Source organism: Agarivorans litoreus, from assembly GCF_019649015.1.
Classification (GTDB): Bacteria; Pseudomonadota; Gammaproteobacteria; order Enterobacterales; family Celerinatantimonadaceae; genus Agarivorans; species Agarivorans litoreus.
In genome coordinates, this window is the sequence record NZ_BLPI01000001.1 from 514,951 (window position 1) to 539,418 (window position 24,468).

A 24,468-nucleotide genomic window follows, 5' to 3' on the forward strand; every position below is an offset into this window, starting at 1 on the left:
ACAGTCAGATTAATGACTGCAAATTTTTCGGAGCAATCATGTTACAACTTATGATTAACGACCAAGCCATCACCTTAAGCCAGCAAGCGGCAGATACCATGCTGCTTAGCTTTTTACGCGAGCGACAAGGTTTAGTGGGCAGTAAAGAAGGTTGCGCCAGTGGCGATTGCGGTGCATGCACCGTAGTAATGGTGAGCCAAGATCAGCAACAACAACTTAGTTACAAACAAATAAACAGCTGCATTACGCCCTTACATTCTTTGCACGGTAAACAAATCATCACCGTTGAATACCTAAAGCAAGGCCAAGAGCTACATCCCGTTCAACAAGCCATAGTAGATAAACATGGCAGCCAATGCGGTTTTTGTACGCCTGGTTTTGTGATGTCTTTATATGCCTTATCCCGTCAAACAACTAAACCCGATCATCCCGAAGAATTTTTAGCTGGCAACTTGTGTCGTTGCACTGGTTATGGGCCACTTATCGAAGCCGCCAAGCAAGTAGCTGCAGCGCCAGCGGCCAAGGATCATATCCAAGAAAATGAGTCCGCCGTGCAGTACTGGATGGGGCAATGTGACAAGTTAGAAAGTGAACACTACTGGCAGCCTACTAGCCGCAGTGAGCTAGCCAGCATTCGCGCAGAGCACCCTCACGCCAAATGGATAGGCGGCGGTACCGATTTAGCATTAGAAGTTACTCAACAGTATCAACGCATTGATGAAATTATCGACTTAACCGCCCTTCCAGAGCTCACTGGCATCGAGCGCATCAACAATGGCTGGCGCATAGGAGCAGCAGTAAGCTTAGATAAAGTTCATGCATTTATGGCACAGCACTACCCCACTACCGACGAAATTTTTGCTCGCTTGGGCAGTATTACCATTCGTCACCGCGCTACCCTTGGTGGCAGTTTAGGCAATGCCTCACCCATCGGTGACATAGCTCCATTGCTAATTAGCCTAAACGGCAAAATTGAAGTAGATGATGGCACCACTACCGAGCTTTACGCACCGGAAGACTACATCACAGGCTACCGCGAAACGCGCTTAAAACCACAACAGTGGATTAGCGCCATTCACCTGCCAGATTTGTCTCCAACACTTAAACATCAAATCTACAAGGTGAGTAAACGTTATGAAGACGACATCGCCACCGTGGTATTGGCGGTAGCTATGGAGTGCGATAACCAAGGCAGAGTAAGCCACTGCGTTATCTCAGCAGGAGGCGTGGCGGCTAAGTCGGTGCGCTTAAGCCAGCTAGAAGACTGCATATTGGGTGAAGTCTTCAACAACAACAAACTCAAGCAGCTACAAGCCCTAGTGCCGCAGTATGTAAAACCCATTGATGATGTGCGAGCCAGCGCAGCTTATAGGGTGTTGCTGGTACAAAATCTATTAAAACGCTTCTACCTCTATAGCCAACAATTACCCACGAGGTTAGCCGCCCATGCGTAAATTAACTACTCAGCACCTCGAGCAAACTGCGCCAAGCCAAGTAGTGGGTAAATCGATTCCCCATGAGAGTGCAGCCAAACAAGTCGCTGGCGAAGCGCAGTTCATCGACGACTATAACCTGCCAAGTGGTTGCTTGCATGCTGCAGTCATCACTAGCCAAGTAGCCAAAGGTAAAGTACTTGCGCAGCACTTAGATTCGCTGCAACAACACCCCGATGTAGTTGCGGTAATTCGCTGCCAGGATATCCCCGGGCACCGGGATATTGGCCCGATATTTAAAGGCGACCCGCTGTTAAGTGAGAACGAGATTAGCTACTTTCAGCAGCCTATAGCCCTAGTTCTTGCTCATAGCCACCAACTCGCATGGCAAATTGCCCACCAAGCCAATCAAGAGCTAGTGCAATACCAAAGCGCCGATACGCTAGCGCTAAGTAAGCAAGATATTAGCGATTTAAGCCAGCCCAATGCAACGGTGCGCCCAAGCCATTGCATGGGTAAACAAATAGCTGATGCCGTGCTAGATCGCAGTGAACTGCAATTAGTTGGTGAACAACATATTGGCGGGCAAGAACACTTTTATTTAGAAGGACAAGTAAGCCTCGCCCAGCCAACCGAAGATGGCGGCATTATGCTTTACACCTCTTCACAGCACCCTAGCGAAGTACAAAAGTTAGTAGCTGAAGTATTAGGCATTGCGTTTCAACAAGTTACCGTAGACATGCGCCGCATGGGCGGCGGCTTTGGCGGTAAAGAAACCCAAGCCGCTCAATGGGCGTGCTTAGCCAGCCTTGCAGCCTGGCATTGCAATAAACCTGTGAAAATACGCCTACCGCGCAGTATAGATATGGCTGTAACCGGCAAGCGCCATCCTTTTTATAACCGATACCAACTAGGTTTAAGCGCCGAGGGAATCATTGAAAGTGCTAAGTTAGAAGTGAATGGCTTGTGTGGCCACTCGCCTGATTTATCCGACGCGATTGTGGATAGGGCGATGTTTCATAGCGACAACGCCTACAGCTTAGGCGAAGCCGAAGTCGTAGGTAATCGATTAAAAACCGATACCGTTTCACATACTGCCTTCCGCGGCTTTGGTGGCCCACAAGGCATGATCTTAATTGAACAAGCTATGCAAGACATCGCAATTGCTACCGGCCAAGATGCCTTAGATGTGCGTTACAAAAACCTCTATCGCGATGGACATGCCACCACCCACTACGGCATGCCGGTAGAGCAACATCAAGACCAGCTTAACTTAATTAAACAATTAGAAGTGAACGCAGATTACCGCGCGCGTCGTCAGCAAATAAATCAATGGAACAACTCTAACTCGCTGATCAAAAAAGGCCTTGCCTTAAGCCCTGTAAAATTTGGTATTTCATTTACCGCCAAACACCTTAACCAAGCAGGCGCGCTGCTGCATGTGTATACCGACGGCAGTGTTCAGCTAAACCATGGCGGGACCGAAATGGGCCAAGGTCTGCATACCAAGGTTCAGCAGATTGTGGCGCAAACTTTGGGCATTCCATTTAGCTATGTACTCATTACATCTACCCGCACCGACAAAGTACCGAATACCTCGCCCACGGCGGCTTCTTCAGGCAGTGATTTAAACGGGATGGCTGCGCATAATGCGGCGAAAGAAATCAAACAACGTCTGCTTGAATTTGCCCAGCAACATTACCAGCTTACAGCAGAGCAAATCACCATAAACCAAGGCCAAGTTAAAATCGCCGAGCAAACCATTAGCTGGGCGGAGTTAGTGCAACAAGCTTACATGCAGCGAGTGTCACTCTCAGCGACTGGCTTTTATAAAACACCTAAAATTTGGTACGACCGCGAACAAGCGCAGGGGCGGCCGTTTTTCTACTTTGCACTGGGCGCCTCCGTTAGCGAAGTGAGCATTGATACGCTAACTGGAGAAATGAGCGTGGATCGAGTAGACATTCTGCATGATGTAGGCACCAGCCTTAATCCGGCCATCGACATTGGCCAAATAGAAGGCGCTTTTATTCAAGGCCTAGGCTGGCTTACTAACGAAGAACTGGTATGGGACAAAAAAGGCAAATTGCTGAGTAATAGCCCGGCAAACTACAAAATCCCTACTATTGGCGACTACCCCGAACAAATGAACATTACCTTGTTCGACCAAGCCAACCCTGAGCACAGCATCTACCGTTCTAAAGCAGTGGGCGAGCCACCTTTTATGTTAGCCATTAGCGCTTGGTGTGCCATTTACGATGCAGTAACGTCAATCAGCCAACATAAGCTACCAGCGCAGTTAGATTCTCCTGCCACCAGCGAGCGCATTTTAATGGCTTGCCAAAAGCAATATGAGTTTATGGAGGTACAAGATGAGTGATTGGCAATCCCGCTTTTTACCCAATAACTGGTTAGATGCCTGCAGCTATCTTAAGCAGCAACAGCAGCCATTTTGTATTGCGACCATTGTGGCCGAGGCTGGTTCTGTGCCGCGAGCAACAGGCGCTAAAATGGTGATAAGTCAGCAACAACAATTCGATACCTTAGGTGGTGGAAATTTAGAGTTCTCGGTGATCAAGCATGCCCGTGAGCAATTAGAAAAGGGAACAAAATCTAATCACATTGAACGCTTTTCCTTAGCTGCAGATCTAGCCCAATGTTGTGGGGGCGCAGTACAAGTATTGTTCGAATACTTCTTGGTTGATCAGCCACTTATCACCATTTATGGGGCGGGACATGTAAGCCATTGTTTATGTGAAATACTGGCGAAACTACCGGTCCAAGTACAAGTCATTGATAATCGCCAGCAATGGCTAGATTCAATTAGCCAATTTGGTGTGAACACCCACTATCACGCACAGCCAGAAAATAGCGTAGCAGAGTTAACAGCCAACTCTTATGTTGTCATTCTAAGCCAAGACCACAGCTTAGATTTCGCGCTTAGTTTAGCTGCGCTGCGCCGAGGAGATTTAGCCTTTGTAGGCGTGATTGGCTCTCAAACTAAAGCCCAACGATTTAAGTATCGCTTAGCCGAACAACTTAAAAATCCGGCACGCTGTGATCAACTCACCTGCCCTATTGGCCTAGCCGATGTAAGTGGGAAATTACCCATGCAAGTCGCGGTGTCGATTAGTGCCCAGCTGATCACGCTGCTAGAAAAACACGCTAAAACCAGTGGCAGGGACCAACAAAAACAACAATGGGAATCTAGCAATACTCTGCGAAAACAACTTGCGGGAGAACAGCTCAATGAATGATGACGAAAAACATCTTAAGCTGCTAAACAATCTTCCACACAGTCAATTCGTTAGCGAAATGGCCAGTATTTGCAGTAGCAAAACATGGCAAACCACCATGGCAACATTGCGCCCCTTTCAATCGGTTGAGCAGTTTATCTCTATGGCGAAACAAGCCTTTAGTCAGCTAACAGAGAACGATTGGCTGGAGGCTTTTGCGGGTCATCCAATGATTGGTGATTTAACCAGCCTTCAAAAAAAGTACAGCCAAGCCAAGCACTTAAGCGAAGCAGAGCAAGCACAAGTTAACCATGCTCAACAAGCCACTCTTAGTGCTTTACTAGAACTTAATCAGCGTTATTTAAACCGATATGGCTTCATTTTTATCGTATTTGCTAGCGGTAAATCCGCCGAGGAAATGCTGCACATATTGGAGCAGCGCTACGGGAATAGCCGCGAGCAAGAATTACACAATGCTGCCGAACAACAACAACGCATTAGCCTGCATAGAATGGAGAACTTATTTTGAGCACCTTAAGCTGTCATGTACTCGATACCACTTGTGGCCAGCCCGCAGCAGGTGTTGCGGTAGAAATTTATCGCTTTGGTGAAAGCCAAAGCTTAGCCAAAGGCTTAACCGACCAAGACGGGCGTTATAAGTTTGAACAATTAGACTTACCCAGCGATTGCTACTGCCTACGCTTTATTACCGAAGAATACTGCCTAGCGCACTTCCAGCAATGCTTTTTTCCTTTAGCCGATGTGGTGTTTATTAGTGATGAACAACAAGCCCATTACCACATCCCGCTGCTGTTGAGCACCTTTAGCTATTCCACTTATCGAGGCAGCTAAAATGACGCGACAGTTCCACCGCGGGAGTATTTTACACTTTCCAAAGACCACTATTGCACCTAGCGATAATTACCAATATTTACATGATGGCATGTTGGTTGTTGAGGATGGTCTTGTTCAACACCTTGGGGATGCGCAAAATTACTTACGCAACAACCCCGAAATACAAGCGGCTGTTATTCAGCATCATGGCCTTGTTATTCCCGGGCTTATCGACAGCCACGTGCACTACCCTCAGGTAGAGATTATTGCCAGCTATGGCAAGCAACTATTGGATTGGTTAAACACTTACACCTTTCCTACTGAGCAACAATTTGTTGAAGCCGCCTATGCTCGTGCCCAAGCCGAGTTCTTTTTGCAACAACTGTTTGCCCACGGCACCACCACAGCTAGTGTATATGCAACCGTTCACCCGCAATCGGTAAGCAGCTTTTTTGAGGCGGCAGAAAGCTACAATGCACGAATGATTTGCGGCAAAGTATTGATGGACAGAAACTGCCCCACCGCGCTGCAAGATAGCGCTGAATCTGGCTATCGAGAGAGCAAGCAACTGCTGGAGCAATGGCACAAAAATGGTCGGCAACTTTACGCAATTACGCCGCGTTTTGCCCCCACCAGTAGCGAAGCGCAATTAGCTAAAGCGGGTCAATTAGCCAAAGAGCACCCAGATAGCTTTATTCAAACTCACTTGTCAGAAAACCCCAGAGAGGTACAGTGGATTAACGAACTGTTCCCCGATTACTCTGACTACCTGGCAGTGTACGAAGCGCATGACTTAGTGCGAGAGCGTTCGCTATTTGGCCATGGCATTCATCTTACCGACCGTGAGTATTTAGCCTTGGCAAGTTCAGGCGCAACCATCAACTTTTGCCCCTCATCTAACTTGTTTTTAGGTAGCGGTTTATTTAACTACCAACGCGCCCAAGCCAATGGCGTGGCCGTAGCGCTTGCTAGTGATGTAGGCGGTGGCACCAGCTTAAGCATGTTTGCTAACCAAGCCGATGCCTACAAAGTTTGCCAACTGCAACAAGCCAGCTTAAGCCCCTTCGATTCATTGTATTTATGTACTCAAGGCGCAGCAGTGGCAATGGGTATTGAAAGGCAGGTGGGCAATTTAAATGTAGGCAGCGAAGCCGATTTTATTGAACTAGATATGCACCCTACTCCGATGCTTAGCCAGCGCTTAAATAAAGCCAGCAGCTTAAGTGAGAAATTATTTGCCATTAATACCCTAGGTGATGACCGCGTAATAAACGCCACCTATGTAGCAGGTAAGCAAGTTTACAAAAAAGGACAACACTATGTGGCCACAGCTGTATGAATGGTTAGCCCTCTTTATTAAATGGTTTCATGTAATCGCTGGCATTGCATGGATAGGCGCTAGCTTTTATTTTGTTTGGTTAGATAACAACCTAAAAACGCCGCCAGAATGGAAAAAGCAAAAAGGCATTAAAGGCGATTTGTGGGCGGTGCATGGCGGCGGTTTTTACGAAGTAGCCAAGTACCAAGTGGGCCCAGAAAAAATGCCAGAAAAACTGCATTGGTTTAAATGGGAAGCCTATAGCACTTGGCTTAGTGGCACATTGCTGCTTTTTTGGATCTACTACCTTCGCGCCGATGCCTATCTAATTGATCCACAAGTTATGGCTTTAACCAGCTATCAAGCTATTGGCCTTGGAATTGGCGGCATTGCGCTTGGTTTTGCCATTTATGAAGGTTTACTGCGCTCACCGATTGCTAACAAACCTTTGCCCTTAAGCCTTTGTTTAATCGTTATAGGTGCACTGTTTTGTTTTGGTTTTACTCAAGTATTTAGCGGTCGTGGTGCCTTTATCCACATGGGCGCATTAATTGGCACCATTATGGTGGCTAATGTGTGGATCAAGATTATCCCAGGACAGCGACAAATGGTGGCACAAGTTAGCGCTGGCGAGCCCGTTGACCCCGCGCCCGGTCTCGAAGCTAAAAAGCGCTCGGTGCACAATAACTACCTCACCTTGCCAGTCATTTTCTTGATGATTAGTAACCACTATCCAATGATTTATCAGCACAGCCATAGTTGGTTAATCCTCTGTGCGCTGATCGGCTTAAGCGCTTGGATCCGCCATTACTTCAACCTAAAGCACCAAGGCGTTCAAAAGCCCAGTATTATTGTCAGCGGCGCTGCAGGTTTGCTGTTAATGGCGGTGTTTTTAAGCTGGAGTAACGCTAATCGCCCTGTGCAGGCTCAAGATCAAAACAACAATGAGCTAAACGCCGAGCAGGGCCAAGTAATGGCAATTATTCAGCAGCGCTGTACCACTTGTCACAGCCGCGTGCCTACAGACGACACCTTCACCGCGGCACCAGGCGGGGTAAATTTAGATACTTGGCAAGATGTAGAGCGCTGGAAAGCACGGATTGTAGAACGCTCATTTGTTAGCCAAGACATGCCGTTTTTGAATAAAACACAAATTACTGTTGGCGAACGGCAACTACTTAATCAACATTTAAGCAACTAAAGCTGCTCTCAACGAAGTTTATCAACCCAAGCTGTTGCAAATACAGCCTGGGTTAATTTATTACTTTAGATCTAAGCAAAGTGGTTTTGCCTCAACAACTGGCACATCGCTAAATGTCCCCCGCATACACCTGCCGGATTAGCCGCTTTGCCATCTTGCTCTCGCACCTTAGCATTGCTCACTCGCACAAATCGCCAATGCTGAATGTTGTAAAACGGGGCGATAACAGCACTGCCTTCATCATTTAAGGGAAATCTCGCTCAGTCATTTGTTCGCCTGAATCAAAATGTTTAACCGCGCGGCGTTGCTCAATGGCTGTAAATAGTTCAATGATTATTCCTTAAGCTTTATAGGTAACTAAGGTCTGTTGATCTTTGCTGATGGTTTTTGCAGCAATTTATTAGCCATTTAGGCAAGGCAGTGAGTGTGCAGTTAAGTAGGCTTAATAATCACTCGCTAACGCTGAATAAATGGCTAAGAAATGCTGCCCGAAGGCTTCGGATAAGCGAACTTTACTCTTTGTTAAGCACTTCTTGCTTAGCCCACTAGGCTTCTAAGTGCTCGCCGCGATTAAAGCCCGCTTATCTCGAACAAAATTTCAACACCAAAGATCAACACCAAAGATCAACAGACCCTAATTAAGACCTTGACTTACGTTGCCACCAGCTTAATTTCACAGGGTTTAAATGATAATCCCGTTTTTGCAAAAGAAACTGTTGATAAAAACTACACAATAGTCTTAGAAAAGTGCGTTTAGCGTCCGTTATATTCAACAAAAAATTGTGAGCAATAACTGGAATTTTGATTGGCCTTTAGCAAAAATAATTCGCTAAAATACTTTGGCTTCTAGCCACTTTTCAGCAAACTAAGGTATAAGGCGTGAGCCAAGAACTGTATATAAGAAAACCCGAGCGCAGCGATTTAGAAGAGCTAAGCGAGTGCTATCAAAACAGTGAGATATTTCATCGCCCCTGGAGCTATCCACCAAAAAACGTGCGCGCTTATTTAGAAGAAGAACATCGCTATTTTGTTTGCCTGCAAGCAACGGGTGAAATAGTCGGTACTTTTAATATCTCGGCTATCATTCGCGGCCATTTTCAATCAGCTTACCTTAGTTACGAAGTCTTTCATCCTCACCAAGCCCAAGGCTATATGCGAACAGGCATTCGCTTAGTATTAAAAGAAGCCTTTGAAGAGCTCAATCTGCATCGCTTAGAAGCCAATATCCAACCTGCCAATAAAGCTTCAATAGCATTAGTAGCAAAAGCAGGATTCGTGAAAGAAGGTCTATCAAAAAGCTACTTAAACATTGGTGGTAAAGGATGGAAAGACCACGAACGCTGGGCGATTATCAATCCTAAATGGCGAAGTGAATAAACCGCACAAGCACTGAAAACACCAATATGTATCCAGCTTGGTCTAAGATCTAGAAACCCTTTCAAATAACTAGGTTTTGGCATGAGCATCATTAGCAATATTTTGAGTAATACCTCTCTTTGGGAGCTTATGGTACTAGCAGCTGTGATTTACATTGCAACTCAACCAGAGCTTCGCAAGCGGATCACTAAGCTCAAGTTTGGCGAATTTGAACTAGAGCTACAAAGCCTAAAACAAGAAGTAGAGAAAGGTAAAGAAAAGATTGTTGAACTAGAAGCAGAGATCGAAAACGATAGACGCCAGTTCGAAGATATTCTGCAAAATTTTGACCCTCATGCCCCGGTTAGCCAATTGGCTGAAGCTAGACAAGCAATCATCGCCGAAGCACGCAATTTATCGGAAACTGATTCCCTAGCAGATTATCTTCGCTTAAGCGCTTCAGCAAAAGAGCTTTACGTTGCCGCAGTAAGTATTAGGGAAAAAAGGCCAGTGTCGCTGTTGCCAGAGCTGATCCGTTTTTTAGATGAACTAGCCAGTGACAGCCAGCTTGGAGGATTTAGGCTAAACACCATTTGGACCTTAACCAGCGGCTTACATCGTACGCTAATTGCCTGTATTCGCGATGGTGTGACACCAATGCCTGATCAGCAAACCTTAGCTTATGCTCAGCAAGTTTTACTTAAACTCAACAACCATCCAAAAGTAAGAGCCGACCGCCCCGACGCCCCACTAAAAGGCATACAAGGCCCAATTAAACATGCACAATCTTGGTTAGAGAAAGCGATAGCAGGGGCTAATAACAGCGAGTAGTAATTAGCTCAGCATTCACGCAAAACGATAGCAATACACTTAGCCGCTAGCTGGGGTTAAGCTCCCAATAAGGCTGCTCTGCGGCTAAGTGCACTATGGAAAAATTGACAAAAGCTCTCGCCTTGGCGGGCAAAAATTGACGCTCTGAAAACACTGCATAAATGCCAGTATTTTTTGTGATGCTAATTATTCAAAATGACAATAATTGAATCGGCTGATTTTTTCTTGACCCGAGGCAATACTCTCAAATAAGGTAAGCGCGAATAAACTAATACTACAGGATGTAATTCATGGCACAGGCAGATATCGCTAACTTTGTTGAAGTTCTTACTAAAGATCCCGATCAAATTCGCTTTGAAGATAGTATGAAAATTATTGACGCAAACTACGAGTTCACGCCAAGTGCATTTAGTAACGGCAAGCAAAACAATGCCGAAGGTGAAAACTCAGGTTCATGCAAAGTATTTGCTTTTGGTCAATTAAACAGATTAAGTAAACAACAGACCCTAGCCTTGTTTGGTCAATACTACCAAGATGTATTGTCTACGCCATACGGTGACGACCACCAAAATATTCGCCAGTTTATTAAAAATGGTTGGGATGGCATTAGCTTCAGCCAAGTGGTCTTAACTGAGAAAAAATAACAACGTTATTTTGTTGACGCTAATAACTTAGAGGGTCAACCCATAGCTCCGAATTCTGATAAATAGGGTTTGGAGCTAACAGGTTATTTTCAATAACAAATAGCCTTTTATTTTTAATATCAGAACGAATGATAGAGTTGCTATGATAAGAGTTAAATATACGGTCAAACTCTCCACTATGATGTAATTTCCAAAGCCCCGCCTCCAAGCGGCGTTTCAATTTAGGCTCACTAGCTGAAACAAAGAAAAAAACCGGTAACTGAATATAAAGGGCTTTGGTTTGCTCAATTTGCATATTTGGATACCTGTCCGTTCTTTCTTCAAACTCATAAAAAATTTCATTAATGCCACGAATAAAATAATCAAAACGCTGAAGATGTAACATACCAAACAAGCCTTCGTATGAGCTGCTAGTGACTACCGTAAAACCTTGAGGCTTTAAAATTTTAGTGGTACTCCACTGTAAACCTAATCCAGCCCTTAATGGTTTTAACTCCTCTAAAGACTTAATGTCTGCAAATAGCTGAGTGTTGCTGCGATTAATGAGTAATAAGCGATAACCCAGCAACCCCCGGTATATAGGGAAATAGATGGGGGATATGGCATTTTCCCACTCTATATTATTTGGCGCAGAGTATACGTTTATAAGTTTGCCAGTAGCTAATGCTTGCAACGCTCGGCTGCGCTTCAACAGCAAGGGAGAAAAGCTTATCTCATAATCCCCAAACTCCTCTTTAGTCGCTTCTAAAGCAGCAGTAATCAACTGTAATGGATAATCATCTCGTTTATCTAGCTCAGAGTGAGGTCGATTATAGCGTACGATATCAATAGCACTTGACTTAAACACCAATAAACACATGCTTAACGCGACTAAACGAAAAAGCATTAACACTTTATTTTCATTTTTATTATTAATAGGTTATACCTAAAACTAAATTCACCCATTAAACCAAGTATAGCCAAATATAGCTCAGCTGAAATCTTTTATTTCCCTGCTAAAACTAGCAAACAGAAAAGCCGAGAAACTAGCCAAGCCGCCAGTATTGCCGGCAACTAAGTATTTAATATTGTACTACTAACTTGCTGATGTATGGGATGTTGCGATATTGATTATTCCACGGTAAACCATAACCCACCAGCATATCGTCGCTGTCCATTAAATAAGCAAAATATTGCTTTACAGGAATATCCACACGACCCGGTTTTACCAGCAAACTAGCGATAGCCAATGATGAGGGTGAGAACTGACTACTTAGATGGGCAATGAGCCGCTGCATAGTGCCGCCAGACTCTATGGCATCATCAATTACAATCACTGGCTTATTGTTAATATCAATATTTTGATGATAAACAATGGTGGAGTTGTTCTGCCGGTCGCCAGGTGTATGTGGGCAAGAGATGTAATCCATTTCAACATCAAAGCTTAACTGGCGCACTAGATCAGCGGTGAATAAAATCCCCCCCGGAACTACCGTAATTAGCACAACAGTTTTACCTGCATACAAGTGATTTAGTTGCTTAGCTACCGTGCTTACTCCTTGGCTAATTTGTTGCTGGCTTAATACCAGCTCGCCGATGTGTTTGTTTCCCATAAAAACCCTTTGCACTTGAACTAAGTAATGGCTGGCTGATCGCTATTTGTAGGCTACGACTTCGGCCAGAGTTTCAGTCGCTCGGTGCTAAACATCATGAAACCACTAAACATTAGCAATGCGATTGGCAGGACGACAAAAAGAACTGGATGCAGCCAATAAGCCAATAAACGGAGGCATTAAGCTAGTACCAACATAAGCGCAGGCCATCGATAAACCAATAATAGTCTGCGATGCTTGCTTGCCAAATCTTTGTGGCGTGAGATGAATAGTATTTGGATAGATAGGCGCACAACCAAAACCGATAACCATTAAGCCGATTTTAGCCAACATTGGCCAACTAGGTATCAGCAAAAACATAACACCAACAAAAATAGTCAATACACCACCACGAACAAGTTTATCTTCTGCAATTCGCTCAGAAACAAATCCACAGATAAAGCGCCCCAGCGTAATCCCCAAAAAGTACATAGCGGTCCAAAAAGCAGCATTAGCGGCACTTACCTGCTGCTGACTAATTAAGTAACTAGCGGCCCACAAGCCAGTCCCCGCCACTAAGGAGCAATAACAAAAAAAAGTAAGCAATTGCAGCTTAACGCCTTTCATTTTAAAGGCTGTAACATTGCCTATCGGTGTATGCTGCTCGCCGCTTGCTGGCAATTTCTCGCTGGTTGCGCGTCGCCAAAGGGGCAAAGCCAACAGCAATACAGCAACTAAGGCAAACTGAATATAAGAAATACTGGCGTAACCGTCGCGCCAACCTTGTTGCTGACTCAGATAAAGCGCCAAAATCAAAGGACCAGCGGTGGCACCAACAGCCCAGAAAGAGTGCAGGTAATTCATATGTTTGGCTTTGTAGTTTATTGCGACAAAGTTATTTAAAGCGGCATCAACGGCACCCGCACCTAAACCCAAAGGCACAGCCAAAAGCACCAGTAACCAAGCGTTGTAAGTTAAGCTAAAGCCAAATAAAGCAATCGCAGTCATTAGTACGCTTACAGCTACCACTTTACCAGTGCCAACGTAATGAGTAAGCCGAGTAGACAATAGACTCGACACCACTGTTCCCGCGCTAACAACAATAGAAATTACACCGGCAAATTCGAGGCTGGCGTCTAAGTCACCCCGCATGATTGGCCACGATGAGCCCAATAGCGAATCAGGCAAACCAAGGCTAATAAACGCAAGGTAAATAATCGCTAACAGCAATAGCATTTCAGTTACTCACTAAGTAAGACAGATGAACATCAAAGTAACTGAACAATACTCTTCACTACGATTGCTTAATAGCGATTTTCTCTCCTAAAATACAATAAAACTCTCAGTTAATGATGAAAGGCAATTCTTTGCTCTTCAAATAGAGGTGAAGGCATGAATACTTACAAGATTCATTTTTTTAATTCTGCCGGATATAGTGACAACCAAATCATCTGCACAAATTTTCAGATTGAAGAACGGAACAATAGCTTGGTGGTCTTAGAAGAAGGGGTTGTTGTTGGTAATGCCGAGATGGTTGAACAGCTGATTAATAAAACCCGCGGTTGGCAAGAAGCTAACACCGCTGTTAGAGCAGAAAAAGTCACAAGCTAAGACGAGTAAGCTCCGTAACCAACTGAACCCAAGTTAGCTCTTAGTTACGCGGCGCATCACCATAGTTCGATTGCTGCAATAACCAAGCTTGCATGTGTTTGTCAAACAAGCGTTCGAAGGTATTAAACCTAGTGAGTTGAGTCACTCGTTCACTTAAATGACGCCTCAGCGCTTCGCTATTACAACCTGATTTTTTAGAAAAAGTGAAATACAAACCTTCTACAGAAATGGGATTATCTAAAGCAACAACCTCAGATTTCAAACCGGCCGACTCCAAAATAGTTAAGCCTTGATATAACTCATAAAGTACATAATCGAATCGATCGGCCAACAACATGGCGAAAGAGCGCTCTGCTGATGCACTGCTAAGGATCTTCAAATTCTTTTTGGCATAAGCATCAAAGTTTTGACCAAAGCTGTTATTTACTAAGGTGCCACCACGGCGGTCTAGTAAATCCTCCCACTTCTGATAGTTAAACTCATTACCTTTTTTTGTCCATACAACACTGGGGACATCGGTAAACTGCGGCACAATATAGTCCATATATTGTTGCCGCTCATTGGTTAAAAAAGCGCCGGCCAGCATATCTATTTCGCCGTGTTTGGCTTCTTGTAACGCTCTTGCCCATACCCCTCGGTCACGAGCATCGATACTAATTTCGGTGTCCATTAATGCCAGCTCAAGCAGCTCTATAGCAAGGCCTGTAAGCTTGCCTGGATTGTTTTGGTCTCGCCATAAAATAGGCGGATACTCGGCATTACCGGTTACTACTAAACGATTACAAATAGTCAACTCGGAAGCGACCACCCACTGAGAACTAGCGACCGCGGCAATTAAGAATAAGGGTTTGATAAACGCGAACATTGTATATCTTCCTTAAATACGACTTATATTTAAGGTTAGCGCTAAGTGCTTAGTTATCAAGCTTGCTTGATGCTAAGCAACTGAAAGTTTTGTATTTAGTGACCAGACTCGAATTTAGCTGATGGAACATTGTCAGCAACAACTTTATAAACTAGCCCTGCAAGCTGTGAATTAGGCCAACTACTCTACTTGGCTATTTGCATCCACCTGTTTTGCTTGCTGCCAAGCTTGGCGACAAAGTTCGCTGCCATCAGCATCCAGCGGCGCTTCCACAATCCAACGCAAAGGTGAAACCACCGGACTGGTCACAAAACGAATGGTGGTGCCAATTAACCCACCACTTGCAATACCAATTTTAAAATCATCAAAACTCCCAGTAACTTTTACGGGTGTTGATAAACCAAATATTTGAGCACGTTTCGCTTTGGGTCGTAGCACCATCTTTACTTGATGTTGCTTAAAATCTACCTCTGTTTCTCCTAGCACTCTCATGCGGGAGGTATCTGCCAGCAATACATTTTGTACCAATTGACCATCGTTACTATCAAAGGCCGCTACCACACAATTAAGTACCGATTTTTCGGAGTCATCCAGCTCGGGAATAACTGCACTGGCAAGGCTTACTGCCCACAAATCCATAATGCCAGCTTCAAACTCCAAAGGCCAAACCGCAAAACCAATCTTACCATTAGCACTTTCTAACCATTGATTTAGTTGGTCAAACTCACTGTTCACGTCTAAATGCAAACTAAAAGTCCCACGCATCTCAGTATCAGGTTTTATCCGCCTTGCTAACAAGCCATAATCAAAATTATCTATATCAGCCTTTAGCTGACTATAAAATCCTTCATCTACAGCGCTTAATTCTCCACTAAGGTTTATTTCGCCTCCTGGTAGTGCTAACCACAAAGGAGCCAAGTGCAAACTACTATCGTGTAATTGCCAATATAGTTTGCCCTCACCTAGCCAATCATCACCCGATTTAACCCTCTCAACATCCAGAGAAAAATTAGCATTTAGACGCTGGAACACAGCTTGGCTTAACAAGGGTTGAGCAGCGTCTGTTGAGTCAGCGCCAACCTGAGTTTTATCGTTACTTTGCGCTTTATTCGTCGATGAAGAAAGGCTCTGCTCAAGCCCCTGCCACCCATCAGTTCGAAAATCATCTAATTGGATGTTTTTGGCGCTAATTGCAATATCGAGCTGTGGTTTTGAATTTACTGTGTTTAAGTTAGCCAGGCCCGTAAGCTCGCTATTGGCTACAGCTAATAGCATGTTATTGATAGCATAACCTTGCTTATTTATCAGCAACTCACCAGCAAGTTCTATCGGACCAAACGGTGGTAATTGGATCCCATGTAAGCTATCTAACTGACTTAAGCTGGGGCTTTTTAATTGCACAGCAAGACTTAAATTGTCACTTGAAATAGGGCGTGGAAGTGTGGCTTTTGCTTGTAAGCTAACTTGGTTTACATCTAAGTTTAGTTGAATAGGTAACTCTCGAGGTTGTTGACTAAATTCGGCTAAACTAAGCGTGCTTAACTCTAAACTTAACGGAAGTTCCTCTAACTGACCTGATAAATTTAAAGCCAAAGGCTGCTCAGGGTAGGCAGTCAAACTCCCTTCATCAAGTTCTATTCTAGCGCTGGCTTGTGTATTAGGATCAACTAAAACCCAATACCCGCCAATTAGCTTAGCAGAGAGCGATGTACTCGCGACTAATTGGGCTATATTGTCGCCTGTTAAAGACAAATCTAGCTCTGCACGCTCTAAGGCCAAGTTGGCTTGTTCGGCAATCTTAAGTTGTTTAAGCAATTGAGGAATATTTGGCTGTTCACTTGCAATACTAAAATCAAGTTTTAATGGTGAACTGCGTAAATCTAACACCGCGTTACCGGCGATTTTACTTTGCGCAAACTCGCCACTAAATGGCGCTCTCTGCACCCAACCATCTCGCGCCGAGGCCTGTAACTCCAAACGACTAAATTGATGCTCTCCCAATAGCAATTGTTCCACTTTAATATTAAGTTCGGCATCATTAATAGACACGCCTTGTGGCAATATAGGCACACGAATATCGATAGTGGTTCTATTCGCAGGCTGTTGATTCGCTTGCTTATTATCACTTTGAAGAGCGGAGGTTGATATCTCTTCATTAGGCATAAACGCAGTTAACTGAGCAAGATCAATACGTTGCCAAGCGGAATTGATGCTTACTAATCCTTGCTTCGTTTTGCTCCTATCCCAACTTGCTTGCAACGAGCCTTTGCTGTCAGCCAATTGTAGCCGACTAATATTGATTGATGAGCGCCCTTTTTCAGCCTGCAACGCTAGCTCGAGCTTAAATGGCCCTTGAGCGCCTTGGTCTACACCCAACCATGGCGCGAGTAAACCAATGCGTGGAGAATTTGCGTTTAGTTGCAAACTTGCCCCCTGCTGCCACACGCCACTAGGAAGCTCACCATTTAAATCAAGCTCAATTGCTGGTGAGTCTAGCTGCATTCGAACTTGCCACGCTTGTTGATTAAACATAGCCCTTAGAGGGCTGGTATGAATAACCGCACTAACCGGAATATCAAGTAATACACCATCAAGATTAACCTCTAACTCACTGGCTATACTGGCATGCAGGTCGGCACTCTTGATATCGAAACTAGTACCTGTAGGTAAAGTCATACGACTATCTTCAATTTTGTAATCAAATTGGCTATTTCTTAGTAGCTCAGTAACATCACTACCCGTAGCCTTGATTCGTAATACCGAGCGACCAATGCTTCCAGTACTTCCAGCTAGCATTGGAATACGACTAGCCAGTTTATCTAATGGGGACTTTTGTGCGACCAACCGCATTGAAGTCGTTAAACGATCGTCCTTCACATTTGCTTTTAAGTTACCGCGAAAGCGAATATCGTCAACCACTGCACGCAGCGGAGCCTTTAACTTTTCACCCTCAACTTTTAAACCCAAGCTAATTGATGATACCTCTTGCGGTAGTCCTAATATCTCGCCAATAGTTAATGACAAGTCTGCATCGGCTTGATTTAACCAGTAGCGCACAATCTGCAACAACGGTAACGCTTCCGCTTGCGCTTGCGCTTCTATATCTTGAACTTGTCCAATAACTTGCTTGTTTGATTGCGATTGGGAGTCTGCACTTATCAACGGTTCAGCTTTCGCTTCATCAGACTCCGAACTGGGAAGCCAAGCACTTAAATCAATCTCGCTTATGTCTAAATTACCACTAATGGCAACAGGCTGTTTCCCTGTTAACGCCAATTCGCCGGAAAGCTCACTGCTGCCTAAAGTAGCGGTAATCGGGGATAAACTGTATGCACCTGGCTTTCCATCAAAACGCGTTGCCAATTTAATCGGAGCAATATTTGATAATTTGTTGCCTAATAAACGGGCAATAGAATTGGCATTTTGCCAATCAAGATTAAGTTCTAAGTAGCTGTTTATTTCTTTTTGCGGCGCCAGCTGCCCCGATAAACTTAACTTAGCATCGGCGACCTGCATGTTTAACTGCACATCGCCAGTACGTCCCTGTAGCAAGGGCTCTAGTTGCCAGCTGGAATCTAGTGCGTAGTGCTCATCTAACATACTCCCTTTAGCTGTCATCGCCAGCGTTTCACTGTCTAGAGAGGTCAGTTTTAGTTCTTCGAGCTGCCAGTCTAGCACCGCTTCGGCAGCGTGGTCGGTATAGTTAATCCTGGCGTCGCTAATCAATATTTGCTGTTTAATTTCAAAGCTATAGTTAATACCTTGCCAAGTTAAATCATTATTATTTTTAGTATTACTGGGAGCCGAATGAGAGTCTATGTTGTTTGACTCTGCGGCACGACTAGTAAACTGCCAGTTATTCTGCCCCTCTACATTTCTTATTAACTCTAAATAAAAACCATCTAACAGTACTTGCTCGATCTCTAAATGCTGCCTCAAAAGTGGCAGCACCCGAACTTGGGCACTAGCCTTGCGCACTTGAGCAAAGTGTTGTTGACCAAAGCCATTTGGGTTAGCTATGTGGATATCTTCTACGGTTATGGCAGGACGCAAAGACAACTCGAGTTGTATATTGCCGTTAATGCTAACATCGCGCTGCAGTTGCTCGCTAAGTAGCTTAGTAACAACTTGACGGCTATCGCCAATTTCAATATTGACACCTACTACCAACACTGCAATGGGTAACAGTATAATGGCGAACAATACTGTTAAACCAATTATGCTTCGCTTTAACCAAGGCTTCATTTTCATCACTGCAACCACGTTTAAATAACAGAAAAAGCCACCAGCGCGCAGGCTAATAGCTTAGATTTAGTATTGACACAGTAAATCGACTAACAAACAGTAGTATTTGATTATCAAGAAGATAATAGTCTCAAAGCAGTAATAGTTAAAGCGAAGTTGGGATTAAGCCTTCGATCAACGCTGGTCGCCACGCGCCAGCTTCTGGATCGTAGGCACCAAAGCCAGAGGCGTACTCCCAGTAGGCCCAACTTATATTGCGCTTTTCTGCTTCGCGGGCAATAAACGCAGTCCAAGCGCGTTGATGGTCGGGATCAGAATGCAGTGAATACACGCCATATTCTCCCATGAATATCTCAAAGCCTCGCCCAGCTTGTTCATTCCAAGCCGTCACCCTGTCAAATAAATTAATCAAAGGTTGTTGGTCTGAGGCAGTACCTAACCATGGTGTGCCAATCCAATCGTTAGAGCCCGATACCCAATCGGCACCTTGATGAGTAAAGTGGAACGGTTCGTAATAGTGAACGGTAATAATGGTGTTATCAGCGTTAACACTGCTAGGTAATTGCAATTGGGTTAAGCCATCGGGGTGTCCCCAATTAGCAGTACCAATCATAATCGTACGCTGCTCACTGCCATCATTTTGCTGATCGGCCATAGTGGTCCAAATCAACTGCGTTAGCCGAGCAATGATGTCATTCCAATCATCGTAGCCAATGGTGCCATTTGGCTCATTAAGTAGCTCAAATACTACTTGCTCTTGGCCATACTCACTTAACGGAAACTCTTGGCTAATTTGTTGCCAGATCCCCACTAAACGACGAATATGATTTTCTTGCATGCTCTCGCCGTCGTTCATCATTTCTTCGTAGTGGTGCACGTTTAACACCACTTGTAGATTTTCAGCCAAGCTCCAATTAACCACTTGCTTAACTCGGGCCATAAAGCTGGCGTCTATTTGATATGGAGAAGATTCAGCTGCATGATTTGACCAACGCACTGGGATGCGCACTGTTTTAAAACCAGCATCAGCAATAATCTGTAGATCTTCTTGAACCAGCAGTCTTCCACCCGTCCACTCTCCTTCATTAGGCGCTTCTAGGTAGTTTCCTAAGTTAAGTCCTCGGCCAAGTTGGGTTTGGTTAAGCCCACCGCTGGCATTCCAACCATAGACATCGCTGTAATAAGCACTGTCTAGCTCTACCTGCGCACCGCTGGCAGCTCCTGTTGAACTGCCACCGCCACAGGCTGCAAGCAAAATACCGCTAACGAGTATGACACTACCTTGAAGACTTTTTTTAATCACTTCCATGCTTTTACCTTCTAAACAACTACCTATTACTACTTAGCAGGCTAACTGATTAGCCCGAGCTGACCTAGGCTAAAGCTTTGTTGAGTAATCAGAATTTGTAGGTTCTCACATTAATAAAGCATCAATGAAAATATGCCTAAATTTGTTTCAAACAAAACATCAAAGAATGTGAGAAAACAACAAACCCGCAGTGTTAGTTGCGGGTTTAGCGTAAAAGATAGTAGCTAGGGTCTGTTGATCTTTGGTGTTGAAATTTTGTTCGAGATAAGCGGGCTTTAATCGCGGCGAGCACTTAGAAGCCTAGTGGGCTAAGCAAGAAGTGCTTAACAAAGAGTAAAGCTCGCTTATCCGAACCCTTTGGGCAGCATTCCTTAGCCATTTATTCAGCGTTAGCGAGTGATTATTAAGCCCACTTAACTGCACACTCACTGCCTTGCCTAAATGGCTAATAAATTGCTGCAAAAACCATCAGCAAAGATCAACAGACCCTAGTTAACTAAAAGTACTTAAAGTGGAAGCGCAGATGATCTTCAATAAAGCTAGCAATGAAGAAATAGCTATGGTCGTAGCCTTGCTGCATTCTAAAGTTTATTGCGTAATCACGTTGCTTAGCGGCATCAACAAGGGTTTCGGGCTTGAGCTGCTCGGCAAGAAAATTGTCATCGCTGCCTTGGTCAATCAACAGTGGCAAGTGCTGCTCGGGTTTTAATCGTTTTATTAACAAACTACTGTCGTACTCCTGCCAACGAAGTTGGTCATCACCTAAATAAGCCGCAAAAGCCTTTTGTCCCCAAGGACAATTTGTAGGCTGACAGATTGGGCTAAATGCCGAAACCGACGAATAACGCTGGGGATTTTTAAAGGCTATAGACAAAGCGCCATGCCCGCCCATCGAGTGCCCAGCAATAGCTCGCTGCTGAGTAATGGGAAAATGCTGTTCTAACAATGCCGGTAACTCTTCACAAATATAGCTATACATTTGATAGTGTTTAGCCCAAGGCGCTTGGCTGGCATTAACATAAAAGCCAGCACCTAAACCTAAATCATAAGCGCCTTCTGGGTCATCAGTAACGCCTTCACCTCGTGGGCTGGTATCGGGGGCAACAATCGCCATACCTAGCTCGGCAGCCACTTTAAAAGCTCCGGCTTTTTGCATGAAATTTTCGTCGCTACAGGTTAAACCAGACAGCCAATACAACAAGGGTACTGGTGTATCGTCAGCAGCTTGTGGCGGCATATAAACAGCAAAATTCATTTCACATTGCGTGGATTCTGATTGATGAGAATAACGCTGATGGACACCACCAAACACTTTGTTGCTGGCAAGTAATTTAATTGTCATTGCACGCTACCTTAATAGTGAATTACGCTGCGAATACTCTTACCTTGATGCATTAAATCAAATGCCTCATTAATTTTGTCTAATGCCATGGTATGGGTAATAAAGTCACTAAGTTTAAACTCGCCTGCCATGTAACGATCTACATATTCTGGTAGTTCACTGCGCCCTTTTACTCCGCCAAATGCCGAGCCGCGCCAAACCCTGCCGGTAACTAATTGAAACGGTCGAGTGCTTATCTCTTCGCCCGCACCAGCCACCCCAATAATGACCGATTCACCCCAACCTTTATGGCAACACTCTAAGGCTGAGCGCATTACGTTTACGTTACCGATACATTCAAATGAAAAATCCACGCCACCATCGGTAAGTTCTACGATGTAATCTTGAATAGGTTTATCGATGGTTTGTGGGTTTATGCAGTCGGTAGCGCCAAGCTGTTTGGCTAACTCGAACTTAGATTCGTTAATATCAATGGCCAGAATACGTGAAGCCTTGGCCATTTCTGCGCCAATCACTGCTGACAAGCCAATGCCGCCTAAACCAAATATTGCCACCGTATCTCCAGCTTGCACCTTGGCTGTTTTTGTCACCGCGCCCATGCCGGTGGTAACGCCACAGCCCAGCAAACAGACTTCTTTTAAGTCGGCACTTGGGTTTATTTTGGCCAGTGATATTTCTGGCAGCACGGTGTATTCACTAAAGGTAGAGCAGCCCATGTAATGGAAGATGGGTTTACCGTCTTTATAAAAGCGGGTAGTGCCGTCTGGCATCAACCCTTGCCCTTGAGTTGAGCGAATTTTTTGGCAAAGATTGGTTTTGCCCGACAGACAAAACTTACACTCGCCACATTCTGGGGTATAAAGCGGAATCACATGATCCCCCACTTTAACCGAATTAACTCCCTCACCCACTTGCTCAACGATGCCACCACCTTCATGGCCAAGAATACAAGGGAATACCCCCTCTGAATCGGCACCCGATAAGGTGTAAGCATCGGTATGACACACCCCTGTAGCAATTATCTTAACCAGCACTTCTCCTTTCTTCGGTGGCATAACATCTACGGTTTCGATAGAAAGCGGCTGATTGGGTGCCCAAGCAATAGCGGCTCGAGATTTAATAAAGTTACTGGTATCCATAACATTCCTTCACTAATAGATAAGCAATTTAAACATGCAGTTACCAGAGCATAGCAGAGCCAATAGCCTTGGGCTTTATAAGCATTTTTTATTGAGGGGATAAAAAAGGCAGCCCGGAAGGGCTGCAAAACAAAATGAACTCAAAAACACGCTAAGCAACTTTTGTTGCTTGAACTACTTACAACTTAATAGAGGTGCAAAAACTTACATCGGCATGGTGAGTCTTTAAATCGTAGCTATGGTAAAGCTCAAAACATGGGCGGTTATCAACCGTTAACTCTGCGTCTACCACTTGGCTCATCAGCTTCTGCCAGTAAAGCGCATATTGTGATTTATCCGTTACCAGTTTACGCAAATTGGCATAACTCCCCGCAGGTAAGGTTTGCAACTCGATGCCTGCAGGTGGAGTAACCCCTGCAGGTATAGCCAAGCAGACGTCGGTACGGCATTTATCGGCTGGGGTTAACTCAGGGTTGTCGTGATAAATAAAAATACTCTCCCCCTCAGCTAAACCCATTGGTCCCGCCCAGCCATAAAGGCGTTCACTGGCAACATCGTAACCTTCGCCATAGGGCCCGGTTACCCGAATGTAAGCCAAGTTCTTTTCTTCAAAATGTTCGGTTTTCATGATTTCACTCCTTGTTTGATTTGCAGAGTCATCATATTGCGTGCCGTTTGCTAAAGCGTGTCCATTGTTGCGTAACAGGTGTCCAATCTTGCTGTCTCTTAGCAATTGAGTGTAATGCTCCATGCTTTCACAATTTTTTACTTCGCTAGGGCTTAGTGCGAAGTAACCACGAAAAGCCTTAGCTAAGGCTTGCGAGCTAGAAAAGCCAAAATCTAAAGCCACCTTGGTGACCGCTTCTTTATGAAAAAATAGCTGGGTGGCGGCTTTCTCAAGTTTTAAGCGGCGAATAAAATCGGCGGGAGTCTCTCCCGTTACCGCCTTAAACACACGGTGAAAATAGTAAGGAGATAAATGCGCCATCTCCGCCACTTCATTCAAATTAAGGTTCTTATCGTAGTTTTTTACTAAGTAACGAATCACCGGTACAAACTTACGGTGATAATTAGTTTTACTCATTGTGCTCCCTGCTGCTGATCATATCGGGCGAGCTGTTGATATAGCCAAATGGATGAGTCTACTTGTTCGCCATTGGCAAACCGGATTTGATAAGGTTTGCCACTCAAAGAAGACTTACTGGCAAGCTTGTCGATGAACATTTCGGCGGTCCAGCTCTCTTTATCTGGCGCAAACCAACTGTTTTGCGCGCGCTTTAGCTTCATTCTTAAATGTTCGCCCGCTTGCTGAGGATTGTGTTCAGAGCCATTGCGAACAAAAGTGAGATCGGCTTGTTCAATGGCTTGTAAAAGGGCTTCAATTCGTTGCTGCTGTTGCAACCAATTTGAGTCGCTTGCTGTTTCAGCTAAGGCAAACTGACTAAACATGCACAAACTAAACAACAGTAAACTAACACCGCATTTAAATAGCACCATTAAAAACACCTTTTATTGTAGGGGTTTGCGCCTAGT

21 protein-coding genes are annotated in these 24,468 nt (G+C 44.6%); 11 read left to right on the forward strand and 10 right to left on the reverse strand.

Annotated features, from left to right (window positions below; genetic code table 11):
- Positions 1 to 38 precede the first annotated feature (38 nt).
- The 10 genes from xdhA to K5L93_RS02375 all read left to right on the forward strand — a co-directional run bounded on the left by xdhA (position 39) and on the right by K5L93_RS02375 (position 10,853).
- Entirely contained in the window at positions 39 to 1,454 is a 1,416-nt protein-coding gene (gene xdhA / locus K5L93_RS02330) for a xanthine dehydrogenase small subunit (RefSeq protein WP_220718310.1), read from the forward strand.
- Positions 1,447 to 3,813: a xanthine dehydrogenase molybdopterin binding subunit gene (gene xdhB / locus K5L93_RS02335; RefSeq protein WP_220718311.1), complete on the forward strand. Its 2,367-nt coding sequence runs from the start codon at positions 1,447 to 1,449 to the stop codon at positions 3,811 to 3,813. The genes xdhA and xdhB overlap by 8 nt, the downstream gene beginning before the upstream one ends.
- A complete protein-coding gene (gene xdhC, locus K5L93_RS02340; RefSeq protein WP_220718312.1) occupies positions 3,806 to 4,690 on the forward strand; it encodes a xanthine dehydrogenase accessory protein XdhC in 885 nt (294 codons plus the stop codon). The genes xdhB and xdhC overlap by 8 nt, the downstream gene beginning before the upstream one ends.
- Positions 4,683 to 5,198 carry a 2-oxo-4-hydroxy-4-carboxy-5-ureidoimidazoline decarboxylase gene (gene uraD, locus K5L93_RS02345; RefSeq protein ID WP_220718313.1) on the forward strand — a complete coding sequence of 172 codons (516 nt, stop codon included), beginning with the start codon at positions 4,683 to 4,685 and terminating at the stop codon, positions 5,196 to 5,198. The genes xdhC and uraD overlap by 8 nt, the downstream gene beginning before the upstream one ends.
- Positions 5,195 to 5,521, forward strand: coding sequence for a hydroxyisourate hydrolase (uraH, locus tag K5L93_RS02350; RefSeq protein ID WP_220718314.1), 327 nt, complete (start codon positions 5,195 to 5,197; stop codon positions 5,519 to 5,521). Before uraD ends, uraH begins: the two co-directional genes overlap by 4 nt.
- A 1-nt stretch (position 5,522) precedes the next feature.
- On the forward strand, positions 5,523 to 6,842 hold the full coding sequence (gene guaD, locus K5L93_RS02355; protein ID WP_220718315.1) for a guanine deaminase: 1,320 nt from the start codon (positions 5,523 to 5,525) through the stop codon (positions 6,840 to 6,842).
- Positions 6,823 to 8,022, forward strand: coding sequence for a urate hydroxylase PuuD (locus K5L93_RS02360; RefSeq protein ID WP_220718316.1), 1,200 nt, complete (start codon positions 6,823 to 6,825; stop codon positions 8,020 to 8,022). The genes guaD and K5L93_RS02360 overlap by 20 nt, the downstream gene beginning before the upstream one ends.
- An 879-nt stretch (positions 8,023 to 8,901) precedes the next feature.
- Entirely contained in the window at positions 8,902 to 9,399 is a 498-nt protein-coding gene (locus K5L93_RS02365) for a GNAT family N-acetyltransferase (protein WP_220718317.1), read from the forward strand.
- A gap of 81 nt (positions 9,400 to 9,480) precedes the next feature.
- A complete protein-coding gene (locus tag K5L93_RS02370) occupies positions 9,481 to 10,209 on the forward strand; it encodes a hypothetical protein (protein WP_220718318.1) in 729 nt (242 codons plus the stop codon).
- A 290-nt stretch (positions 10,210 to 10,499) separates the two neighbouring features.
- Positions 10,500 to 10,853, forward strand: coding sequence for a HopJ type III effector protein (locus K5L93_RS02375; protein ID WP_220718319.1), 354 nt, complete (start codon positions 10,500 to 10,502; stop codon positions 10,851 to 10,853).
- Between the two features lie 19 nt (positions 10,854 to 10,872).
- On the opposite strand, the gene K5L93_RS02380 is transcribed toward K5L93_RS02375, so the two are convergent.
- The 3 genes from K5L93_RS02380 to K5L93_RS02390 form a co-directional block, all read right to left on the reverse strand.
- On the reverse strand, positions 10,873 to 11,745 hold the full coding sequence (locus tag K5L93_RS02380; RefSeq protein WP_220718320.1) for a transporter substrate-binding domain-containing protein: 873 nt from the start codon (positions 11,743 to 11,745) through the stop codon (positions 10,873 to 10,875).
- 169 nt (positions 11,746 to 11,914) lie between these two features.
- Positions 11,915 to 12,445, reverse strand: a complete 531-nt coding sequence (locus K5L93_RS02385; protein ID WP_220718321.1) for a phosphoribosyltransferase — start codon at positions 12,443 to 12,445, stop codon at positions 11,915 to 11,917.
- A 105-nt stretch (positions 12,446 to 12,550) separates the two neighbouring features.
- Positions 12,551 to 13,660: an MFS transporter gene (locus K5L93_RS02390; protein WP_220718322.1), complete on the reverse strand. Its 1,110-nt coding sequence runs from the start codon at positions 13,658 to 13,660 to the stop codon at positions 12,551 to 12,553.
- A 156-nt stretch (positions 13,661 to 13,816) separates the two neighbouring features.
- Here K5L93_RS02390 and K5L93_RS02395 point away from each other — a divergent pair, with 156 nt between their 5' ends.
- On the forward strand, positions 13,817 to 14,035 hold the full coding sequence (locus tag K5L93_RS02395) for a hypothetical protein (RefSeq protein ID WP_220718323.1): 219 nt from the start codon (positions 13,817 to 13,819) through the stop codon (positions 14,033 to 14,035).
- A gap of 40 nt (positions 14,036 to 14,075) precedes the next feature.
- On the opposite strand, the gene K5L93_RS02400 is transcribed toward K5L93_RS02395, so the two are convergent.
- The 7 genes from K5L93_RS02400 to K5L93_RS02430 all read right to left on the reverse strand — a co-directional run bounded on the left by K5L93_RS02400 (position 14,076) and on the right by K5L93_RS02430 (position 24,432).
- The gene (locus K5L93_RS02400) at positions 14,076 to 14,900 is read right to left on the reverse strand and encodes a substrate-binding periplasmic protein (protein ID WP_220718324.1); all 825 of its coding nucleotides are present in this window, start codon (positions 14,898 to 14,900) and stop codon (positions 14,076 to 14,078) included.
- A gap of 180 nt (positions 14,901 to 15,080) precedes the next feature.
- The gene (locus K5L93_RS02405; protein ID WP_220718325.1) at positions 15,081 to 19,151 is read right to left on the reverse strand and encodes an AsmA family protein; all 4,071 of its coding nucleotides are present in this window, start codon (positions 19,149 to 19,151) and stop codon (positions 15,081 to 15,083) included.
- 139 nt (positions 19,152 to 19,290) lie between these two features.
- On the reverse strand, positions 19,291 to 20,454 hold the full coding sequence (locus K5L93_RS02410; RefSeq protein ID WP_220718326.1) for a glycoside hydrolase family 5 protein: 1,164 nt from the start codon (positions 20,452 to 20,454) through the stop codon (positions 19,291 to 19,293).
- A gap of 496 nt (positions 20,455 to 20,950) precedes the next feature.
- Positions 20,951 to 21,790, reverse strand: coding sequence for an S-formylglutathione hydrolase (fghA, locus tag K5L93_RS02415; RefSeq protein ID WP_220721423.1), 840 nt, complete (start codon positions 21,788 to 21,790; stop codon positions 20,951 to 20,953).
- 17 nt (positions 21,791 to 21,807) lie between these two features.
- Complete coding sequence (locus K5L93_RS02420; protein WP_281422537.1) at positions 21,808 to 22,935, reverse strand: S-(hydroxymethyl)glutathione dehydrogenase/class III alcohol dehydrogenase; 1,128 nt, start codon at positions 22,933 to 22,935, stop codon at positions 21,808 to 21,810.
- A gap of 178 nt (positions 22,936 to 23,113) precedes the next feature.
- Positions 23,114 to 24,019, reverse strand: a complete 906-nt coding sequence (locus K5L93_RS02425) for an AraC family transcriptional regulator (RefSeq protein ID WP_220718327.1) — start codon at positions 24,017 to 24,019, stop codon at positions 23,114 to 23,116.
- Positions 24,016 to 24,432 carry a DUF5329 family protein gene (locus tag K5L93_RS02430; protein ID WP_220718328.1) on the reverse strand — a complete coding sequence of 139 codons (417 nt, stop codon included), beginning with the start codon at positions 24,430 to 24,432 and terminating at the stop codon, positions 24,016 to 24,018. The genes K5L93_RS02425 and K5L93_RS02430 overlap by 4 nt, the downstream gene beginning before the upstream one ends.
- Positions 24,433 to 24,468 lie beyond the last annotated feature (36 nt).

What these genes read in the sequence shown, in the direction of transcription:
- xdhA (WP_220718310.1), top strand. Translation starts at nt 39, where the DNA reads ATGTTACAACTTATGATTAACGACCAAGCCATCACCTTAAGCCAGCAA.
- xdhB (WP_220718311.1), top strand. Translation starts at nt 1,447, where the DNA reads ATGCGTAAATTAACTACTCAGCACCTCGAGCAAACTGCGCCAAGCCAA.
- xdhC (WP_220718312.1), top strand. Translation starts at nt 3,806, where the DNA reads ATGAGTGATTGGCAATCCCGCTTTTTACCCAATAACTGGTTAGATGCC.
- uraD (WP_220718313.1), top strand. Translation starts at nt 4,683, where the DNA reads ATGAATGATGACGAAAAACATCTTAAGCTGCTAAACAATCTTCCACAC.
- guaD (WP_220718315.1), top strand. Translation starts at nt 5,523, where the DNA reads ATGACGCGACAGTTCCACCGCGGGAGTATTTTACACTTTCCAAAGACC.
- K5L93_RS02360 (WP_220718316.1), top strand. Translation starts at nt 6,823, where the DNA reads ATGTGGCCACAGCTGTATGAATGGTTAGCCCTCTTTATTAAATGGTTT.
- K5L93_RS02370 (WP_220718318.1), top strand. Translation starts at nt 9,481, where the DNA reads ATGAGCATCATTAGCAATATTTTGAGTAATACCTCTCTTTGGGAGCTT.
- K5L93_RS02375 (WP_220718319.1), top strand. Translation starts at nt 10,500, where the DNA reads ATGGCACAGGCAGATATCGCTAACTTTGTTGAAGTTCTTACTAAAGAT.
- K5L93_RS02385 (WP_220718321.1), bottom strand. Translation starts at nt 12,445, where the DNA reads ATGGGAAACAAACACATCGGCGAGCTGGTATTAAGCCAGCAACAAATT.
- K5L93_RS02390 (WP_220718322.1), bottom strand. Translation starts at nt 13,660, where the DNA reads ATGCTATTGCTGTTAGCGATTATTTACCTTGCGTTTATTAGCCTTGGT.
- K5L93_RS02395 (WP_220718323.1), top strand. Translation starts at nt 13,817, where the DNA reads ATGAATACTTACAAGATTCATTTTTTTAATTCTGCCGGATATAGTGAC.
- K5L93_RS02400 (WP_220718324.1), bottom strand. Translation starts at nt 14,900, where the DNA reads ATGTTCGCGTTTATCAAACCCTTATTCTTAATTGCCGCGGTCGCTAGT.
- K5L93_RS02405 (WP_220718325.1), bottom strand. Translation starts at nt 19,151, where the DNA reads ATGAAAATGAAGCCTTGGTTAAAGCGAAGCATAATTGGTTTAACAGTA.
- K5L93_RS02410 (WP_220718326.1), bottom strand. Translation starts at nt 20,454, where the DNA reads ATGGAAGTGATTAAAAAAAGTCTTCAAGGTAGTGTCATACTCGTTAGC.
- K5L93_RS02420 (WP_281422537.1), bottom strand. Translation starts at nt 22,935, where the DNA reads ATGGATACCAGTAACTTTATTAAATCTCGAGCCGCTATTGCTTGGGCA.
- K5L93_RS02425 (WP_220718327.1), bottom strand. Translation starts at nt 24,019, where the DNA reads ATGAGTAAAACTAATTATCACCGTAAGTTTGTACCGGTGATTCGTTAC.
- K5L93_RS02430 (WP_220718328.1), bottom strand. Translation starts at nt 24,432, where the DNA reads ATGGTGCTATTTAAATGCGGTGTTAGTTTACTGTTGTTTAGTTTGTGC.